This is a genomic window from Limimaricola cinnabarinus, assembly GCF_047631075.1.
GTDB classification, from domain to species: Bacteria; Pseudomonadota; Alphaproteobacteria; order Rhodobacterales; family Rhodobacteraceae; genus Limimaricola; species Limimaricola cinnabarinus.
Window position 1 is genome coordinate 1 of sequence record NZ_JBLHYX010000010.1, and the last position, 12,142, is coordinate 12,142.

The following is a 12,142-nucleotide window of genomic DNA, read 5'->3' on the forward strand; positions in this document are numbered from 1 at the left end:
CGCCGGGCGCTTGAGCAATTTGAAGGCTCCACGCCAGGCGCGCTTGCCCGAAACGACCAGTCCAACTACCAATCTCAAACCCGCAAACTCTCGTTATGACCGAGGGACCGGCGGGGAGCAGGTCAGCATCCGTGTTCTCGAAGGCAAGCTTCCGGACGTCTCCTAGGGCAACGTCGCGGAGCTTCCGGGCTTCAGGAAGGCGGCGGGTCTTAAGCCCCTTCTTAATCTCCTTGCCGGTCCACGGATTGGGTTTGCCGACAAGCTCAGGGGGAGTGACCATGCGGAACACCCAGCCAGTGCCGGGGCCGCGAGGTTGGATAAGATACTGCATGTCTTCAGCGTCGCCTGTGTGGTCCATTCTGGACAACGACTTACTGGACATCGTCTCGCTTTCTCCTTTGGCATCAACGCCATAGGGAGACTGGCGGAGAGACAGGGATTCGAACCCTGGGAACCCTTGCAGGCTCAACGGTTTTCGAGACCGCCCCGTTCGACCACTCCGGCACCTCTCCGCGGTCTGTGGGGCGTTTAGCCAGTGGCGCGGACGGGCGCAAGTCCCCCGCGACGAGAATTTGTCGAAGTTTTCGGTCACCGTGGCGTCAGCCTTTGCTGTGCTGTTGGAATGTGCGGGGCGAGAGCCTATCACAGGAAGACGCATTTCGGAGACCATGCCATGCCGCGTCACAAAAGCCCTCTCGCCGTTCTCGCCGCCATCGTGCTGGGTACGCTCGCGCCGAATGCGGCTGGCGCGCTGACCGCACAGGAGATCGATCGGCTCGTCAAGGCGCTGTCGCTCGACGAGATCACGGCGGTGATGCGCGAGGAGGGCCTCTCCTATGGCGCGGATCTGGGCGCGGAGCTTTTCGCGCAGGGCCGATCCGGTTGGGGCGAAGAGTTGGCGCGGATCTATGACGCGCGGGCGATGCAGGACGCGCTGGCGGGGGGGCTCGAGGAGGGGTTGGTGGGTCACGAGATCGGCCCGGTGCTCGCCTTCTTCGAAACCGGGCCGGGCGCGCGATTCTCGAGGCTCGAGGCATCGGCACGGCGCGCCATGCTGGACCCCGATGTCGAGGCCGGGGCCGAGATATCGGCCGCGGAGGCAATGGACGCAGAGACAGAGCGGTTCGCGCTGATTGATTCTTTCGTCGCGACGAACAACTTGATCGAGATCAATGTCGCGGGCGCGCTCAACGCGAGCCTCGCCTTTTCCCGGGCGCTGCTCGACGGCGGAGCCTTTGGCGGCGCCATGGGAGAGAATGAGATCCTGAGCGACATCTGGCTGCAAGAGCCGCAGATCCGGCGCGACACTACTGAATGGCTCTATGCCTTTCTGAACCTCGCCTATGGCCCGGCGACGACCGAGGAGTTGGAGGCTTATGTCGCCTTCTCGCAAGCGCCTGCGGGGCGCGATCTCAACAAGGCGCTTTTTGCTGCCTATGATGCGATGCTGATCGGCATCTCGCGGGATCTGGGTGAGACGGCGGCGCGGCTGATGGCCGGGCAGGAGATCTGATCACCCGCCCCAAAGCAGCAGCGACGTGACAAGCGCGCCGGGGTTGCTTTCGAAAAGCCCCAGATCGCCGGTGAGCTGAAGCCTGCGGGCCGGGCGATCGGCGAGCGGCACACCCGCCGCATCGAAGGCGCGCTCCAGCGCGGAACCACCGCCTCGGGAGATGTCGTCAAGCACGGATGCGAAATTGCCTTTCACGGCGATCTCGACCGCGCCCCGGCGGGCGTTGTCCTGCGCCGTGGCAGGCAGCAGCGTGGAGCGCAGGCCGGGCAGCGCGCCAGGCGCGCAGGCGGGTAGGGCGGCGAGGAGCAGCAGGAGGGGAAGAGCGCGCATGACGGTCCTTTCGCGGGGTTGACTTGGGATACCGCCTCGTTGATAAGCCCGCATCCCGGCAAGACCCCTTGTCATGGGATGAGCGACTATCCGCAAGGCAAGTCGCGGTTTTCAATGACCGCCCCGATCGGGGCGCGCAGTCCGACGGTGGGGCCAAAAGCTCCGGAAACGCCCCGTATGGGGGGCCCAAGCGACGCGGTATACGAAGGAACGACACATGTTTGCGGTTCTCAAGACCGGCGGCAAGCAGTACAAAGTGGCCTCGGGCGATGTGCTCCGGGTCGAAAAGCTGGCTGCAGAGGCGGGTGACACCGTCCAGTTCAACGACATTCTGATGATCGGCGATGCCATCGGCGCGCCCTTCGTCGCGGGTGCGGGCGTTCAGGCCGAAGTGATCGACCAGATCAAGGGCGAGAAGGTCATCCACTTCGTGCGCCGTCGCCGGAAGCACTCGTCCAAGCGCACCAAGGGCCATCGTCAGCAGCTGACGCTGATCCGCGTCACCGACCTGCTGGCCGACGGCGCCGACAAGTCGGGCGTCAAGGCCGCGATCGGTGCGGGCTCCGCGCCGCGTTCGGCCGAAACCGCCCCCGCGGCCAAGCCCGCCAAGGCTGCCGCATCGGGCGACGATCTCAAGAAGCTCTCGGGCGTCGGCCCGGCGCTTGAGAAGAAGCTGATCGAAGCTGGTGTCACCAGCTTTGCCCAGATTGCCAGCTGGTCGGAAGCGGACGTCGCCCGCTACGATGAAGAGCTTGGCCTCAAGGGCAAGATCGAGAAAGAGGGCTGGGTTGCCCAGTCCCAGGACCTCAAGGCCTAAGGAGAGAGACACATGGCACATAAAAAAGCAGGCGGCTCCTCCCGCAACGGGCGCGACAGCGCCGGACGCCGTCTCGGCGTCAAGAAGTTCGGTGGCGAAGCCGTGATCCCGGGCAACATCATCATGCGCCAGCGTGGCACGAAGATGTGGCCGGGCGCCGGCGTCGGCATGGGCCGCGACCACACCATCTTCGCGACCGAGGAAGGCCGCGTGACCTTCCACAAGGGTCTCAAGGGCCGCACCTTCATCTCGGTGCTCCCGGTCGCCGAGGCCGCCGAGTAACGCCGGACCTCGATGTGACGACAGCGACGGGGGATCGGTGAGAAACCGGTCCCCCGTTCGCATTATGAACATAGATGTCGCCCATAAGGGCGCCATGAGTCCCCGGCGCAGAACCGGGGCCCGAGCAGCAGGGAAGCGGAGGAGGCGGCCCATGAGAAGCAATGACATCAAGGTGAGCGACGGCCAGCCGGTGATCGAGGCGGAGCGTTTCGTGCTGCGGCCGCTGCGTCGCTCCGACGAGGGGTTGATCGCGCATTATGCTGCCGATCCGCGTGTCGCGCGCGGCACGCGCCGGATTCCGCATCCGCTGCCTCCGGGCACAGTGACCCAACTGATCGAGCGGGCGCAGCGTCCCGACCGCACCGAAGATGTCTGGGTCATCGACGGCTCCGAGAACGCCTTGGCCGAGGTCTTGGGCCTCGTGACGCTGACTCGCATGGATCGTGGTCAGTCCGAGGTGCATTACTGGGTTGCGCCCGCCTTCTGGAATACGGGTTTCGCTTCCGAAGCGCTGCGCGCGCTGATCAACGTCAACCCGCATGGCGCGGCGCAGGTCTTTGCCGAGGTGTTTCAGGACAATGCCGTTTCGGCCCGCGTCCTGACCAATTGCGGTTTCGAATATCTGGGCGATGCCGAGGCCTATTCGGTCGCCCGTGGCGCCACCGCGCCGACATGGACATATGCATTGAAGATCGAATGACCCAGGAACTGATGACCGAACGACTCCGGCTCCGGCCGGTCTGCAAGGCCGATGTCAAGGCGATCCACGCCGCCCTTCAGGACATCGAGATCGCCCGCTGGTTGAGCCGCGTGCCCTATCCCTATGGCCGCGACGACGCCGAATGGTTCGCGGGAGAGGTCGAGGCAGGCCGAATTCCGGCCTGTGCGGTAATCGACGCCGACGGCTTTGCCGGGGTCATCGCGATCGATCCGACGCTGGGCTACTGGTTCGCGCGCGACCGCTGGGGCCGGGGCTATGCCACCGAGGCCGGGCGGGCGCTGCTCGATGCGCATTTCTCGAACGGCGACGCCGAGGCGGTCGAGGCGGGGTACTACGACGACAACGCGGGCTCGGGCCGCGTGCTCGACAAGCTCGGTTTCGAGCTGGTGGGACCGCAGATGCTGCCGTCCATGGTGCTTGGCCACGACGTGCCGGGCCAGAAGACGCGGCTCACCCGGGCGCGCTGGAATGCGCTGCGGGCACAGGAACGCACCGCGGCTGCCTGACCAGTCGCGGGGGAGCGGCGACTGCCGCTCCCCCGCGCACCCTTGAGAACGGCGGCATGATCGGCTACCTCAAGCGCTTATCCGCAAGAGGCGCCGTCCCATGAAGTTTCTCGATCTCGCAAAGGTCACCATCCGCTCCGGTTCGGGCGGCAATGGCTGTGTCTCGTTCCGCCGCGAGAAGTTCATCGAGTATGGTGGTCCCAATGGCGGCGACGGCGGCAATGGCGGCGACGTGATCGCCGAGGCCGTGGACGGTCTCAACACGCTGATCGATTTTCGCTACCAGCAGCACTTCTTTGCCCAGAACGGCCGCGCGGGCCAAGGCAGCCAGCGCACCGGTGCCACGGGCAACGACATCGTGCTGCGCGTGCCCGTGGGCACCGAGATTCTCGATGAGGACGAGGAGACGGTGATCGCCGATCTCACCGAGGTGGGCCAGCGCGTCGTGCTGGCGCGTGGTGGCAATGGCGGCTGGGGCAACCTGCATTTCAAATCGGCGACCAACCAGTCGCCGCGCCGCGCCAATGGCGGCCAGCCGGGCGTCGAGCGGGAGATCTGGCTCAGGCTCAAGCTGATCGCCGATGCGGGGCTCCTGGGTCTGCCCAATGCGGGCAAGTCGACCTTCCTTGCTGCGACCTCGAACGCGCGCCCCAAGATCGCGGATTACCCCTTCACCACGCTGGCGCCGAACCTCGGCGTGGTCGGCGTCGACAACGTCGAATTCGTAGTGGCCGACATCCCTGGATTGATCGAAGGGGCCTCAGAGGGCCGGGGCTTGGGCGATATGTTCCTCGGCCATGTGGAGCGCTGCGCGGTGCTCTTGCACCTTGTCGATGGCACCTCCGGCGACCCAATGGTCGATTATCGTACCATCATCGGTGAACTCGAAGCCTATGGCGGGGGTTTGGCTGAAAAGCCGAGGATCACGGTGCTGAACAAGATCGACGCGCTGGACGAAGAAGAACGGGCCTTTCTGGCCGATGAACTCGCTGCCGAATCCGGTGGCGAAGTAATGCTGATGTCCGGCGCCACGGGCGAAGGCGTGACCGAGGTGCTGCGTGCCCTGCGCGCGCGTATCGATGCGAACCGCCTGCGCCAGAAGGAAATACCGGAAGAGGAAGACAAGACATGGCAACCCTGACGGACGCCAAGAGGCTGGTCGTGAAGATCGGCTCGGCCCTGCTGGTGGACCGGGAAACCGGACAGCTCAAATCCGATTGGCTGCGCAGCTTGGCCGAAGACGTGGCGATGCTGCGCGACAATGGGACCGAAGTGACCCTCGTGTCCTCGGGGTCGATCGCCCTCGGCCGCCGTGTTCTGCACCTGCCCGAAGGCGAACTACCGGTGGAACAGAGCCAAGCCGCCGCCGCCGTGGGTTCGATCCGGCTCGCGCGGGCTTACGAAGACGTGTTCACACCGCATGGCAAGATCACCGCACAAGTCCTTGTTACGCTTGATGATTCAACAAGTCGTCGTCGCTACCTTAATAGTCGGGCGACGCTCGATACGCTGCTGTCCCTCGGGGCGATCCCTATCGTGAACGAAAACGACACCATCGCCACTGACGAGATCCGCTACGGGGATAACGACCGTCTTGCGGCGCAGGTCGCCGTGACGGTCGGGGCCGATCAGCTGATCCTGCTGTCGGATGTCGACGGGTTCTACAATGGCAACCCGCATGTCGATCCCTCGGCCAAGCGGTTCGAAGAGGTCGAGGAGATCACGCCCGAGATCCAGGCCATGGCCGGCCTCGGCGTTTCGGGCCTGTCCAAGGGCGGCATGATCACCAAGCTGCTCGCAGCCAAAGTGGCGTCGGAGGCCGGATGCGATATGGCGATTACGCTAGGTTCGCCACTTAATCCCTTGAAACAGCTCATGAATGGCTGCAACGCTACTTGGTTCAAGGCGCAGACCGATCCGCATTCAGCACGTAAAAACTGGATCTCGGCGATGAAGCCCAAGGGCGAAATCCGCATCGATGCCGGGGCCGCTCGCGCGCTGGCTGACGGCAATTCGCTGCTGCCTGCGGGTGTTACCGGCGTCTCGGGTCGTTTTGGCCGTGGCGACCCGGTGGCCATCACCGGGCCCGACGGCACCCGCGTCGGCTTTGGTCTGACCCGATACACGGCCGAGGAGACGCGCAAACTTCGCGGCCACCAGAGCGATGAGATCGAGAAGGTGCTTGGCTACAAGGGTCGTGCCTCGCTGGTGCACCGCGACGACATGGTCGTCTGACGCACCTTCCATCTTCTCGACAGATCCGAAATCAGCGTCCGAAAGGAACCCGCATGACCGAGCACACCGACATTCCCGCCTTGATGAAGGATATCGGCGAGCGTGCCCGCGCCGCCGCCGCCGAACTGGCCTTCGCCAAGCCCGAAGCCAAAAAGACCGCCCTCGAAGCCGCCGCCGAGGAGGTGTTGCGCCGCCGCGAGGAGATCAAGGAGGCCAACGCCAAAGATCAGAGCTTTGCCACCGAAAAGGGCATCAGCCCGGCGATGATGGACCGGCTCAAGCTCGATGACGACCGCATCCAATCCATCGTGGATGGTTTGCGCGCCATCGCGGGGCAGGACGATCCGGTGGGCGCGGTGCTCACCGAATGGGACATGCCATCGGGCCTCAACATCCGCCGCGTGCGTACGCCGCTCGGCGTGGTCGGCGTGATCTACGAAAGCCGTCCCAACGTGACGGCCGACGCGGGCGCTTTGTGCTTCAAGGCGGGCAATGCCGTGATCCTGCGCGGCGGCTCCGAGGGGCTCAACTCCTCGACGATCCTCACCGAGTGCCTGAAGACCGGCCTTGAGAAGGCCGGGCTGCCGACCGATGCGATCCAGCTGGTGCCGACCCGCGACCGCGCCGCCGTCTCGGAGATGCTGAAGGCCACGGACCATATCGACGTCATCGTGCCGCGCGGCGGCAAGGGCCTCGTCGGGCTGGTGCAGCGTGAGGCCCGGGTGCCGGTCTTCGCCCATCTCGAAGGCATCGTGCACATCTATGTCGACAAGGCCGCCGATCCCAAGAAGGCGCTCGAAGTCGTGCTCAACGCCAAGACCCGTCGCACCGGCATCTGCGGCGCCGCCGAATGCCTGTTGGTGCATGAGGACCTCAAGGACAGCCTTGGCCGCGACATCGTCACAGCGCTCGTCAAGGCAGGTGTCAACGTGCATGCCGCGCCCGAGTTCGCCGATGTCGCGGGCACGACCCCTGCGACCGAGGAGGATTGGGGCCGCGAGTATCTGGACATGGATATTGCGGCAAAGACTGTCCGCGATGTCGACGGCGCAATCGAGCATATCCGCGCCTACAGCTCGAACCATACCGACGGCATCCTGACCGAGGACAAGGCGACCGCCGAGCGGTTCTTCGAGCGGGTCGATAGCGCGATCCTCGTGCATAACGCCTCGACCCAGTTCGCCGATGGTGGTGAATTCGGCATGGGGGCCGAGATTGGCATCGCCACCGGCAAGATGCATGCGCGCGGCCCCGTGGGGGCCGAGCAGCTGACCAGCTTCAAGTATCTCGTCGTCGGTGACGGCGCGGTTCGCAGCTGATCAAAGCCTGACTTCGATCCCGTGCTCGCCCGTCTCGATCGACGCCGGGCGGGCACGGGCGCGCAGCAGGGCCGCGGCCGCCGCGAATTGCACTTCGCCGGGTCTGGCGTCGCTCGTCACCTCGAGGCCGCGCAGCCGGTTCCAAGCATCTGCTTCGATCCGGAGCCGTGGCCCATGCCCGCGCAGCCGAAGTGCATCGACCGACCCGTCGACCGTGATGCTGCCACCATAGGGAAGTGCCGCTTCAAGGCAGGCGATGAGCAGCAGGGCCAGCTTCGCCCGGTCGCGGGTCAGATCCTCGGTCACTTCCCAATCAAGGCGCAGGCGGCCGCTGCGCGACACCGCGTCGAGAATCGACACGACCTCGTTCCTGCCGATGATCTGACGGGTCGTGGCGGCGCCGTAGGCGAGGCGAAAAAAGCGGATGCGGGCGAGGGCGCTCTCAACGCTTTCGGAGATCAGCGACAGCTCGGGCCCGGGCGGGGCGGTCAACGCCAGAAGCTCCACCCCATTGCCGATCGCGCTCAGCGGGCTGATAAGATCGTGGCACAGGCGCGAAGCGATCAGCGCGCCGAGATCCGGATCGTCGCTCATGGCGTGTTCCCAAGACAGCAGGAGGCCGCGATGGCCGATTTGAATTCCATTCTCACGCCGGGCATGATCGTGCGCCATCCCGATCGTCCCGAATGGGGCAATGGCCAGATCCAGTCCAACATCGGTGGCCGCATTACCGTGAATTTCCGCGAAGAGGGCAAGGTGGTGCTCGATGGGTCCAAGGTGGCGCTTGTCCTTGTATCGGCGAGTGACTGATTTCAACCCAAGGTAGCGAACCGTCGCCACCTGTCAACGACTGAGGCGAGCCGGCGCAGTCTTGTTGCCAAGCGGGGCGACCCCGCCTAGAACCCGGAGGCAACATCCCGATCCGGAGACCGCCCTCATGGCGCCTGTGCCGAGTCCGATCCGACGCCGATGATCCTGTCCTCTCCTGTCCTGTCGGTGCGGCTTGCCCGTGACGCGGCCGAGCATGCCGAGGCCGAGCGTCTGCGCTACGATATCTTCGTGCGTGAACTGGGCGGCGATGGTGAGATGGTCGATCACGAGACGGGCCGCGAGCGCGACCGCTTCGACGCGGTGACCGAGCAATTGCTCCTGATCGACGAGGCGCGGCCCGAAAGCGCGCGCATCGTCGGGCTCTACCGCCTGCTCGACGACGAGGGCGCTGCGCGGATGGGGCAGTTCTATACCGAGGACGAGTTCGACCTCGCCCCGCTCAAGCGCTCCGGGCGGCGGCTGCTGGAGCTGGGGCGCTCTTGCCTGCATCGCGACTACCGGGGCGGCACGGCGATGTTCCGGTTGTGGCAGGGATTGGCCGCGCATATCGAGGCGCGCGGCATCGAGATCCTGTTCGGCACCGCTTCGTTCCAAGGGGCCGATCCGCGCGCGCATCTCGGGCCGCTGGCGCTTTTGGGCCGCGATCACCTCGCCCCGCCCGAATTGCGGGTGACGAGCCGGCAGGTGGATCATGACGCGATGCCGGTGGTCGCAGATCTCGACCGGGCGGCGGCGATGCGGGTGATGCCGCCCTTGATCAAGGCCTATCTACGGATCGGCGGCCGGGTCGGGCAGGGCGTGTTCTCGGACCGCGCCTTCAACACCACGGATGTCTGCATGATCCTCGACATGAACCTGGCCCATGCGGGCCAGCGCGCCCGCTACGGCGCGCGCGGATGAGAGGCACACCCGAGCCCCTGACCTGGCACGGGGTCGAACCCGCGCCATGGGATGGCCCCGATCCGGTCGGTTGGCTGCGCGTGGCGTGGCGCGCCCCGCTTCTGGGCGGCGTCATGCTGCTGGCACTGGCGGTGTCGCTGGCGTTACGACCGCTGGAGCGGCGGATCTGGGGGCTGAGCCGCCCGGTCACCTCGCGCATCACCCAAGGGGCCTGCCGCGCCGCCCTTGCGATCCTGGGGCTGCGGCTGGGGCTGACCGGCCGCCCGATGGAGGGGCACGGGGCGATGGTCGCCAACCATGCGTCTTGGCTCGACATCTTCGCGCTCAACGCCAAGGCTTCGGTCTATTTCGTGTCCAAGGCCGAGGTGGCGGGCTGGCCCGGCATCGGCTGGCTGGCGCGCGCCACGGGCACCGTCTTCATCCGCCGCGAGCGGCGTGAGGCCGCCGCGCAGGTGCGTCTGATGCGCGAGCGGCTGGCGCATGGCCATCGGCTGGTGTTCTTTCCCGAGGGCACTTCGACCGACGGGCGGCGGGTGCTGCCGTTCAAGGCGACGCTTTTCGCGGCCTTCCTGTCGTCCGATCAGCCGAACCTCGAGATTCAGCCGGTGAGCGTAGTCTACCGCGCACCCCGAGGCCGTGATGCGCGGTTCTATGGCTGGTGGGGCGACATGGAGTTCGGGCCGCACATGCTGCGGATGCTGTCGGCGCGGCGGCATGGGCGGATCGAGGTGATCTATCACCCGGCCTTGCGGGTCGCCGACCATCCCGACCGCAAGGCGCTGGCGCGCAAGCTCGAGGGCGTCGTGCGCGCAGGGCTGAAGAGCGCCGGCGCGCTGGAGCAACCGGCAGTTCAGCCCGCCATGGCCGAGGCGTAGCGGCGCAGCATCTCCGCCGCGTCGGCCTCACGCCAGATCTCCTCGCCGATCCCGAAGAAATCGGCATGCGGGGCAAGGCGCCGCACGAGATCGAGGTCGAGCGCGCCCTCGGCCACCACCGGCACCTCGATCATCATCGACCACCATTCGAACAGCTCGGCCTCGGCCTGTGGCGTGGTGCCCAGATCGGTGGCCCCCGCCGGGCCGAAGGAGACGTAATCCGCCCCCACCTCGCCCGCGGTCATGCCGTCATGGCGCGAGTTGCCGCAAAACGCGCCGACGATCGCGTCCTCGCCGAGATCCTTGCGGGTGGCCCGCACCGAACGCGAGCCATCGGTGAGATGCACGCCGTCGAGCCCGAGCCGGGTCACGAGCTTGGCATGGGTGTCGATCACCAGCGCCACGTCGCGTGCATGGGTGATCTCGCGCAGCGCGTCGGCGGCGCGGCTGATACGGTCCTCGTCGCGCGTGGCGAGCCCGAGGCGCACGCAGGCGACCTCCGTGGCATCGAGGCAGGCGGCGAGCCGGTCGGGAAACTCCGACAGTTCGAATTCGGGCGGGGTGACGAGATAGATCTGCGGCGCGTCGTCTTGGTCGCTCATGAGGGCCTCCTGCACTTCGAGGCCGCCCTATATCGGGGATCGCGGGGCTTGGCTACTTCGCAGGCAGGCTTTCGGCATGGGCGAAGGCCAGCGCCATCAGCGTGCCGCGTGAATCGTCGTCGGCCACCGTCTCGTCCGCGGCCGCGACCATGCCGCCCATCGGCTTCCCGGTGAACATCATCGGCCCGGTGCCGGGAATCTCCAACGCCTCGGCTTCGCGTTCCTTGCCGACCCGGAACATCGCGCCCTGCGAGGTGACGCCGCACAGCATGTTGCCAAACAGCATGAAGGCCAGACCGCCGAACATCCGCTTTTCCGAGATGCCCGGCCGCCCGTTCAGATCGTCGCGCAACATCGCCGCCAGTCCTTCGTCATAGGCCATCGGTGCCACTCCTTGTCTCGGACGTCCCCCGAGGCTACACCGCCGCGCATCCTTCCGCCTAGCCCCGGGACCATCATGACCGACCCCAAGCCACAGCCCGCCTTCGTCCTGATCCGCCCGCAGATGGGCGAGAACATCGGTGCTGCGGCGCGCGCGATGTGGAACTTCGGCCTCGACAGGATGCGTGTCGTGGCCCCGCGCGACGGCTGGCCGCAGGAGCGGGCGGTGGCGCTGGCCTCCGGCGCAGGGCGGCTTCTGGACGAGGCGATGCTGGCAGGCGACACCGCCGAGGCGGTCTCGGACTGCACCTTCGTCTACGCCACCACGGCCCGGCCGCGCGGTCTCACCAAGGAGGTGATGACGCCCGAGGCCGCGATGCGCGACGCCGCCGAGCGGATCTCGCAGGGCCAGAAGGTCGCTGTGATGTTCGGACCCGAACGCGCGGGCATGGAGAACGACGACATCGCGCGCGCCAACGTCATCGTCTCGGTCCCGGTGAACCCCGAATTCGCCTCTCTCAACCTCGGGCAATGCGTCCTGCTCATGGCCTATGAGTGGCGTCGCGCCTCGACAGAGGTGGCCGATCGCCGGATCGAGATGGCGGGGGCCGAATGGGCGCAGGCGCATGAGGTCGAAAAGCTCGCCGAGCATTACGAGGAGCGGCTCGAGGAGGCGGGGTTCTATTTCCCCGAGCACAAGGCCGCCCACATGAAGCAGACCATGCGCAACCTGTGGAGCCGGATGCCCCTGACGCGTTCGGACGTGCAGACGCTGCACGGGGTGATGCGACAGATGGTCCGCTGGAAGGAGCGCGGCTGAGGGCATAGCC

Annotated in this window: 16 protein-coding genes and 1 tRNA gene; 12 read left to right on the plus strand and 5 right to left on the minus strand. The window is 66.3% G+C overall.

The annotated features are described in order from the left end of the window. Positions 1 to 422: 422 nt before the first annotated feature. A tRNA-Ser gene (locus tag ACJASC_RS09695) sits at positions 423 to 512 on the minus strand. Between the two features lie 161 nt (positions 513 to 673). On the opposite strand from ACJASC_RS09695, the gene ACJASC_RS09700 reads away from it, so the two are divergent. Beyond that, on the plus strand, positions 674 to 1,513 hold the full coding sequence (locus ACJASC_RS09700) for a hypothetical protein (protein ID WP_415145560.1): 840 nt from the start codon (positions 674 to 676) through the stop codon (positions 1,511 to 1,513). On the opposite strand, the gene ACJASC_RS09705 is transcribed toward ACJASC_RS09700, so the two are convergent. Next, the gene (locus ACJASC_RS09705; RefSeq protein WP_415145562.1) at positions 1,514 to 1,843 is read right to left on the minus strand and encodes a hypothetical protein; all 330 of its coding nucleotides are present in this window, start codon (positions 1,841 to 1,843) and stop codon (positions 1,514 to 1,516) included. A gap of 217 nt (positions 1,844 to 2,060) precedes the next feature. Here ACJASC_RS09705 and ACJASC_RS09710 point away from each other — a divergent pair, with 217 nt between their 5' ends. The 7 genes from ACJASC_RS09710 (at position 2,061) to ACJASC_RS09740 (ending at position 7,723) form a co-directional block, all read left to right on the plus strand. Next, the gene (locus ACJASC_RS09710; protein WP_415145564.1) at positions 2,061 to 2,660 is read left to right on the plus strand and encodes a 50S ribosomal protein L21; all 600 of its coding nucleotides are present in this window, start codon (positions 2,061 to 2,063) and stop codon (positions 2,658 to 2,660) included. 12 nt (positions 2,661 to 2,672) lie between these two features. Further along, a complete protein-coding gene (gene rpmA, locus ACJASC_RS09715; protein ID WP_017928738.1) occupies positions 2,673 to 2,942 on the plus strand; it encodes a 50S ribosomal protein L27 in 270 nt (89 codons plus the stop codon). 151 nt (positions 2,943 to 3,093) lie between these two features. Continuing rightward, on the plus strand, positions 3,094 to 3,642 hold the full coding sequence (locus ACJASC_RS09720; protein ID WP_021694205.1) for a GNAT family N-acetyltransferase: 549 nt from the start codon (positions 3,094 to 3,096) through the stop codon (positions 3,640 to 3,642). Positions 3,643 to 3,653: 11 nt separating this feature from the next. Next, positions 3,654 to 4,169 carry a GNAT family N-acetyltransferase gene (locus ACJASC_RS09725; protein ID WP_415145567.1) on the plus strand — a complete coding sequence of 172 codons (516 nt, stop codon included), beginning with the start codon at positions 3,654 to 3,656 and terminating at the stop codon, positions 4,167 to 4,169. A 100-nt stretch (positions 4,170 to 4,269) separates the two neighbouring features. Beyond that, entirely contained in the window at positions 4,270 to 5,310 is a 1,041-nt protein-coding gene (gene obgE, locus ACJASC_RS09730) for a GTPase ObgE (RefSeq protein ID WP_021694207.1), read from the plus strand. Further along, the gene (gene proB / locus ACJASC_RS09735) at positions 5,298 to 6,404 is read left to right on the plus strand and encodes a glutamate 5-kinase (protein ID WP_045320014.1); all 1,107 of its coding nucleotides are present in this window, start codon (positions 5,298 to 5,300) and stop codon (positions 6,402 to 6,404) included. Before obgE ends, proB begins: the two co-directional genes overlap by 13 nt. Before the next feature lie 53 nt (positions 6,405 to 6,457). Continuing rightward, complete coding sequence (locus ACJASC_RS09740) at positions 6,458 to 7,723, plus strand: glutamate-5-semialdehyde dehydrogenase (RefSeq protein WP_415145570.1); 1,266 nt, start codon at positions 6,458 to 6,460, stop codon at positions 7,721 to 7,723. On the opposite strand, the gene ACJASC_RS09745 is transcribed toward ACJASC_RS09740, so the two are convergent. After that, the gene (locus tag ACJASC_RS09745; protein WP_415145572.1) at positions 7,724 to 8,317 is read right to left on the minus strand and encodes a histidine phosphotransferase family protein; all 594 of its coding nucleotides are present in this window, start codon (positions 8,315 to 8,317) and stop codon (positions 7,724 to 7,726) included. A 30-nt stretch (positions 8,318 to 8,347) separates the two neighbouring features. Here ACJASC_RS09745 and ACJASC_RS09750 point away from each other — a divergent pair, with 30 nt between their 5' ends. The 3 genes from ACJASC_RS09750 (at position 8,348) to olsA (ending at position 10,329) form a co-directional block, all read left to right on the plus strand. Next, a complete protein-coding gene (locus ACJASC_RS09750) occupies positions 8,348 to 8,533 on the plus strand; it encodes a DUF3553 domain-containing protein (protein ID WP_021694211.1) in 186 nt (61 codons plus the stop codon). Positions 8,534 to 8,692: 159 nt separating this feature from the next. Next, the gene (locus ACJASC_RS09755) at positions 8,693 to 9,454 is read left to right on the plus strand and encodes a GNAT family N-acetyltransferase (protein WP_415145574.1); all 762 of its coding nucleotides are present in this window, start codon (positions 8,693 to 8,695) and stop codon (positions 9,452 to 9,454) included. Next, positions 9,451 to 10,329 (plus strand): lyso-ornithine lipid O-acyltransferase, encoded by an 879-nt coding sequence (gene olsA / locus ACJASC_RS09760; RefSeq protein ID WP_415145576.1) that lies wholly within the window; start codon positions 9,451 to 9,453, stop codon positions 10,327 to 10,329. The genes ACJASC_RS09755 and olsA overlap by 4 nt, the downstream gene beginning before the upstream one ends. On the opposite strand, the gene ACJASC_RS09765 is transcribed toward olsA, so the two are convergent. After that, on the minus strand, positions 10,305 to 10,931 hold the full coding sequence (locus tag ACJASC_RS09765; RefSeq protein ID WP_415145578.1) for a thiamine phosphate synthase: 627 nt from the start codon (positions 10,929 to 10,931) through the stop codon (positions 10,305 to 10,307). The two genes, olsA and ACJASC_RS09765, sit on opposite strands and share 25 nt — an antisense overlap. A gap of 52 nt (positions 10,932 to 10,983) precedes the next feature. Then, positions 10,984 to 11,313 carry a TfoX/Sxy family protein gene (locus tag ACJASC_RS09770; RefSeq protein WP_415145580.1) on the minus strand — a complete coding sequence of 110 codons (330 nt, stop codon included), beginning with the start codon at positions 11,311 to 11,313 and terminating at the stop codon, positions 10,984 to 10,986. Between the two features lie 75 nt (positions 11,314 to 11,388). On the opposite strand from ACJASC_RS09770, the gene ACJASC_RS09775 reads away from it, so the two are divergent. Continuing rightward, positions 11,389 to 12,132 carry an RNA methyltransferase gene (locus tag ACJASC_RS09775; RefSeq protein WP_415145582.1) on the plus strand — a complete coding sequence of 248 codons (744 nt, stop codon included), beginning with the start codon at positions 11,389 to 11,391 and terminating at the stop codon, positions 12,130 to 12,132. Positions 12,133 to 12,142 lie beyond the last annotated feature (10 nt).

What these genes read in the sequence shown, in the direction of transcription:
- ACJASC_RS09725 (WP_415145567.1), top strand. Translation starts at nt 3,654, where the DNA reads ATGACCGAACGACTCCGGCTCCGGCCGGTCTGCAAGGCCGATGTCAAG.
- ACJASC_RS09720 (WP_021694205.1), top strand. Translation starts at nt 3,094, where the DNA reads ATGAGAAGCAATGACATCAAGGTGAGCGACGGCCAGCCGGTGATCGAG.
- ACJASC_RS09740 (WP_415145570.1), top strand. Translation starts at nt 6,458, where the DNA reads ATGACCGAGCACACCGACATTCCCGCCTTGATGAAGGATATCGGCGAG.
- obgE (WP_021694207.1), top strand. Translation starts at nt 4,270, where the DNA reads ATGAAGTTTCTCGATCTCGCAAAGGTCACCATCCGCTCCGGTTCGGGC.
- ACJASC_RS09705 (WP_415145562.1), bottom strand. Translation starts at nt 1,843, where the DNA reads ATGCGCGCTCTTCCCCTCCTGCTGCTCCTCGCCGCCCTACCCGCCTGC.
- ACJASC_RS09770 (WP_415145580.1), bottom strand. Translation starts at nt 11,313, where the DNA reads ATGGCCTATGACGAAGGACTGGCGGCGATGTTGCGCGACGATCTGAAC.
- ACJASC_RS09750 (WP_021694211.1), top strand. Translation starts at nt 8,348, where the DNA reads ATGGCCGATTTGAATTCCATTCTCACGCCGGGCATGATCGTGCGCCAT.
- ACJASC_RS09765 (WP_415145578.1), bottom strand. Translation starts at nt 10,931, where the DNA reads ATGAGCGACCAAGACGACGCGCCGCAGATCTATCTCGTCACCCCGCCC.
- ACJASC_RS09755 (WP_415145574.1), top strand. Translation starts at nt 8,693, where the DNA reads ATGATCCTGTCCTCTCCTGTCCTGTCGGTGCGGCTTGCCCGTGACGCG.
- olsA (WP_415145576.1), top strand. Translation starts at nt 9,451, where the DNA reads ATGAGAGGCACACCCGAGCCCCTGACCTGGCACGGGGTCGAACCCGCG.
- rpmA (WP_017928738.1), top strand. Translation starts at nt 2,673, where the DNA reads ATGGCACATAAAAAAGCAGGCGGCTCCTCCCGCAACGGGCGCGACAGC.
- ACJASC_RS09745 (WP_415145572.1), bottom strand. Translation starts at nt 8,317, where the DNA reads ATGAGCGACGATCCGGATCTCGGCGCGCTGATCGCTTCGCGCCTGTGC.
- ACJASC_RS09700 (WP_415145560.1), top strand. Translation starts at nt 674, where the DNA reads ATGCCGCGTCACAAAAGCCCTCTCGCCGTTCTCGCCGCCATCGTGCTG.
- ACJASC_RS09710 (WP_415145564.1), top strand. Translation starts at nt 2,061, where the DNA reads ATGTTTGCGGTTCTCAAGACCGGCGGCAAGCAGTACAAAGTGGCCTCG.
- ACJASC_RS09775 (WP_415145582.1), top strand. Translation starts at nt 11,389, where the DNA reads ATGACCGACCCCAAGCCACAGCCCGCCTTCGTCCTGATCCGCCCGCAG.
- proB (WP_045320014.1), top strand. Translation starts at nt 5,298, where the DNA reads ATGGCAACCCTGACGGACGCCAAGAGGCTGGTCGTGAAGATCGGCTCG.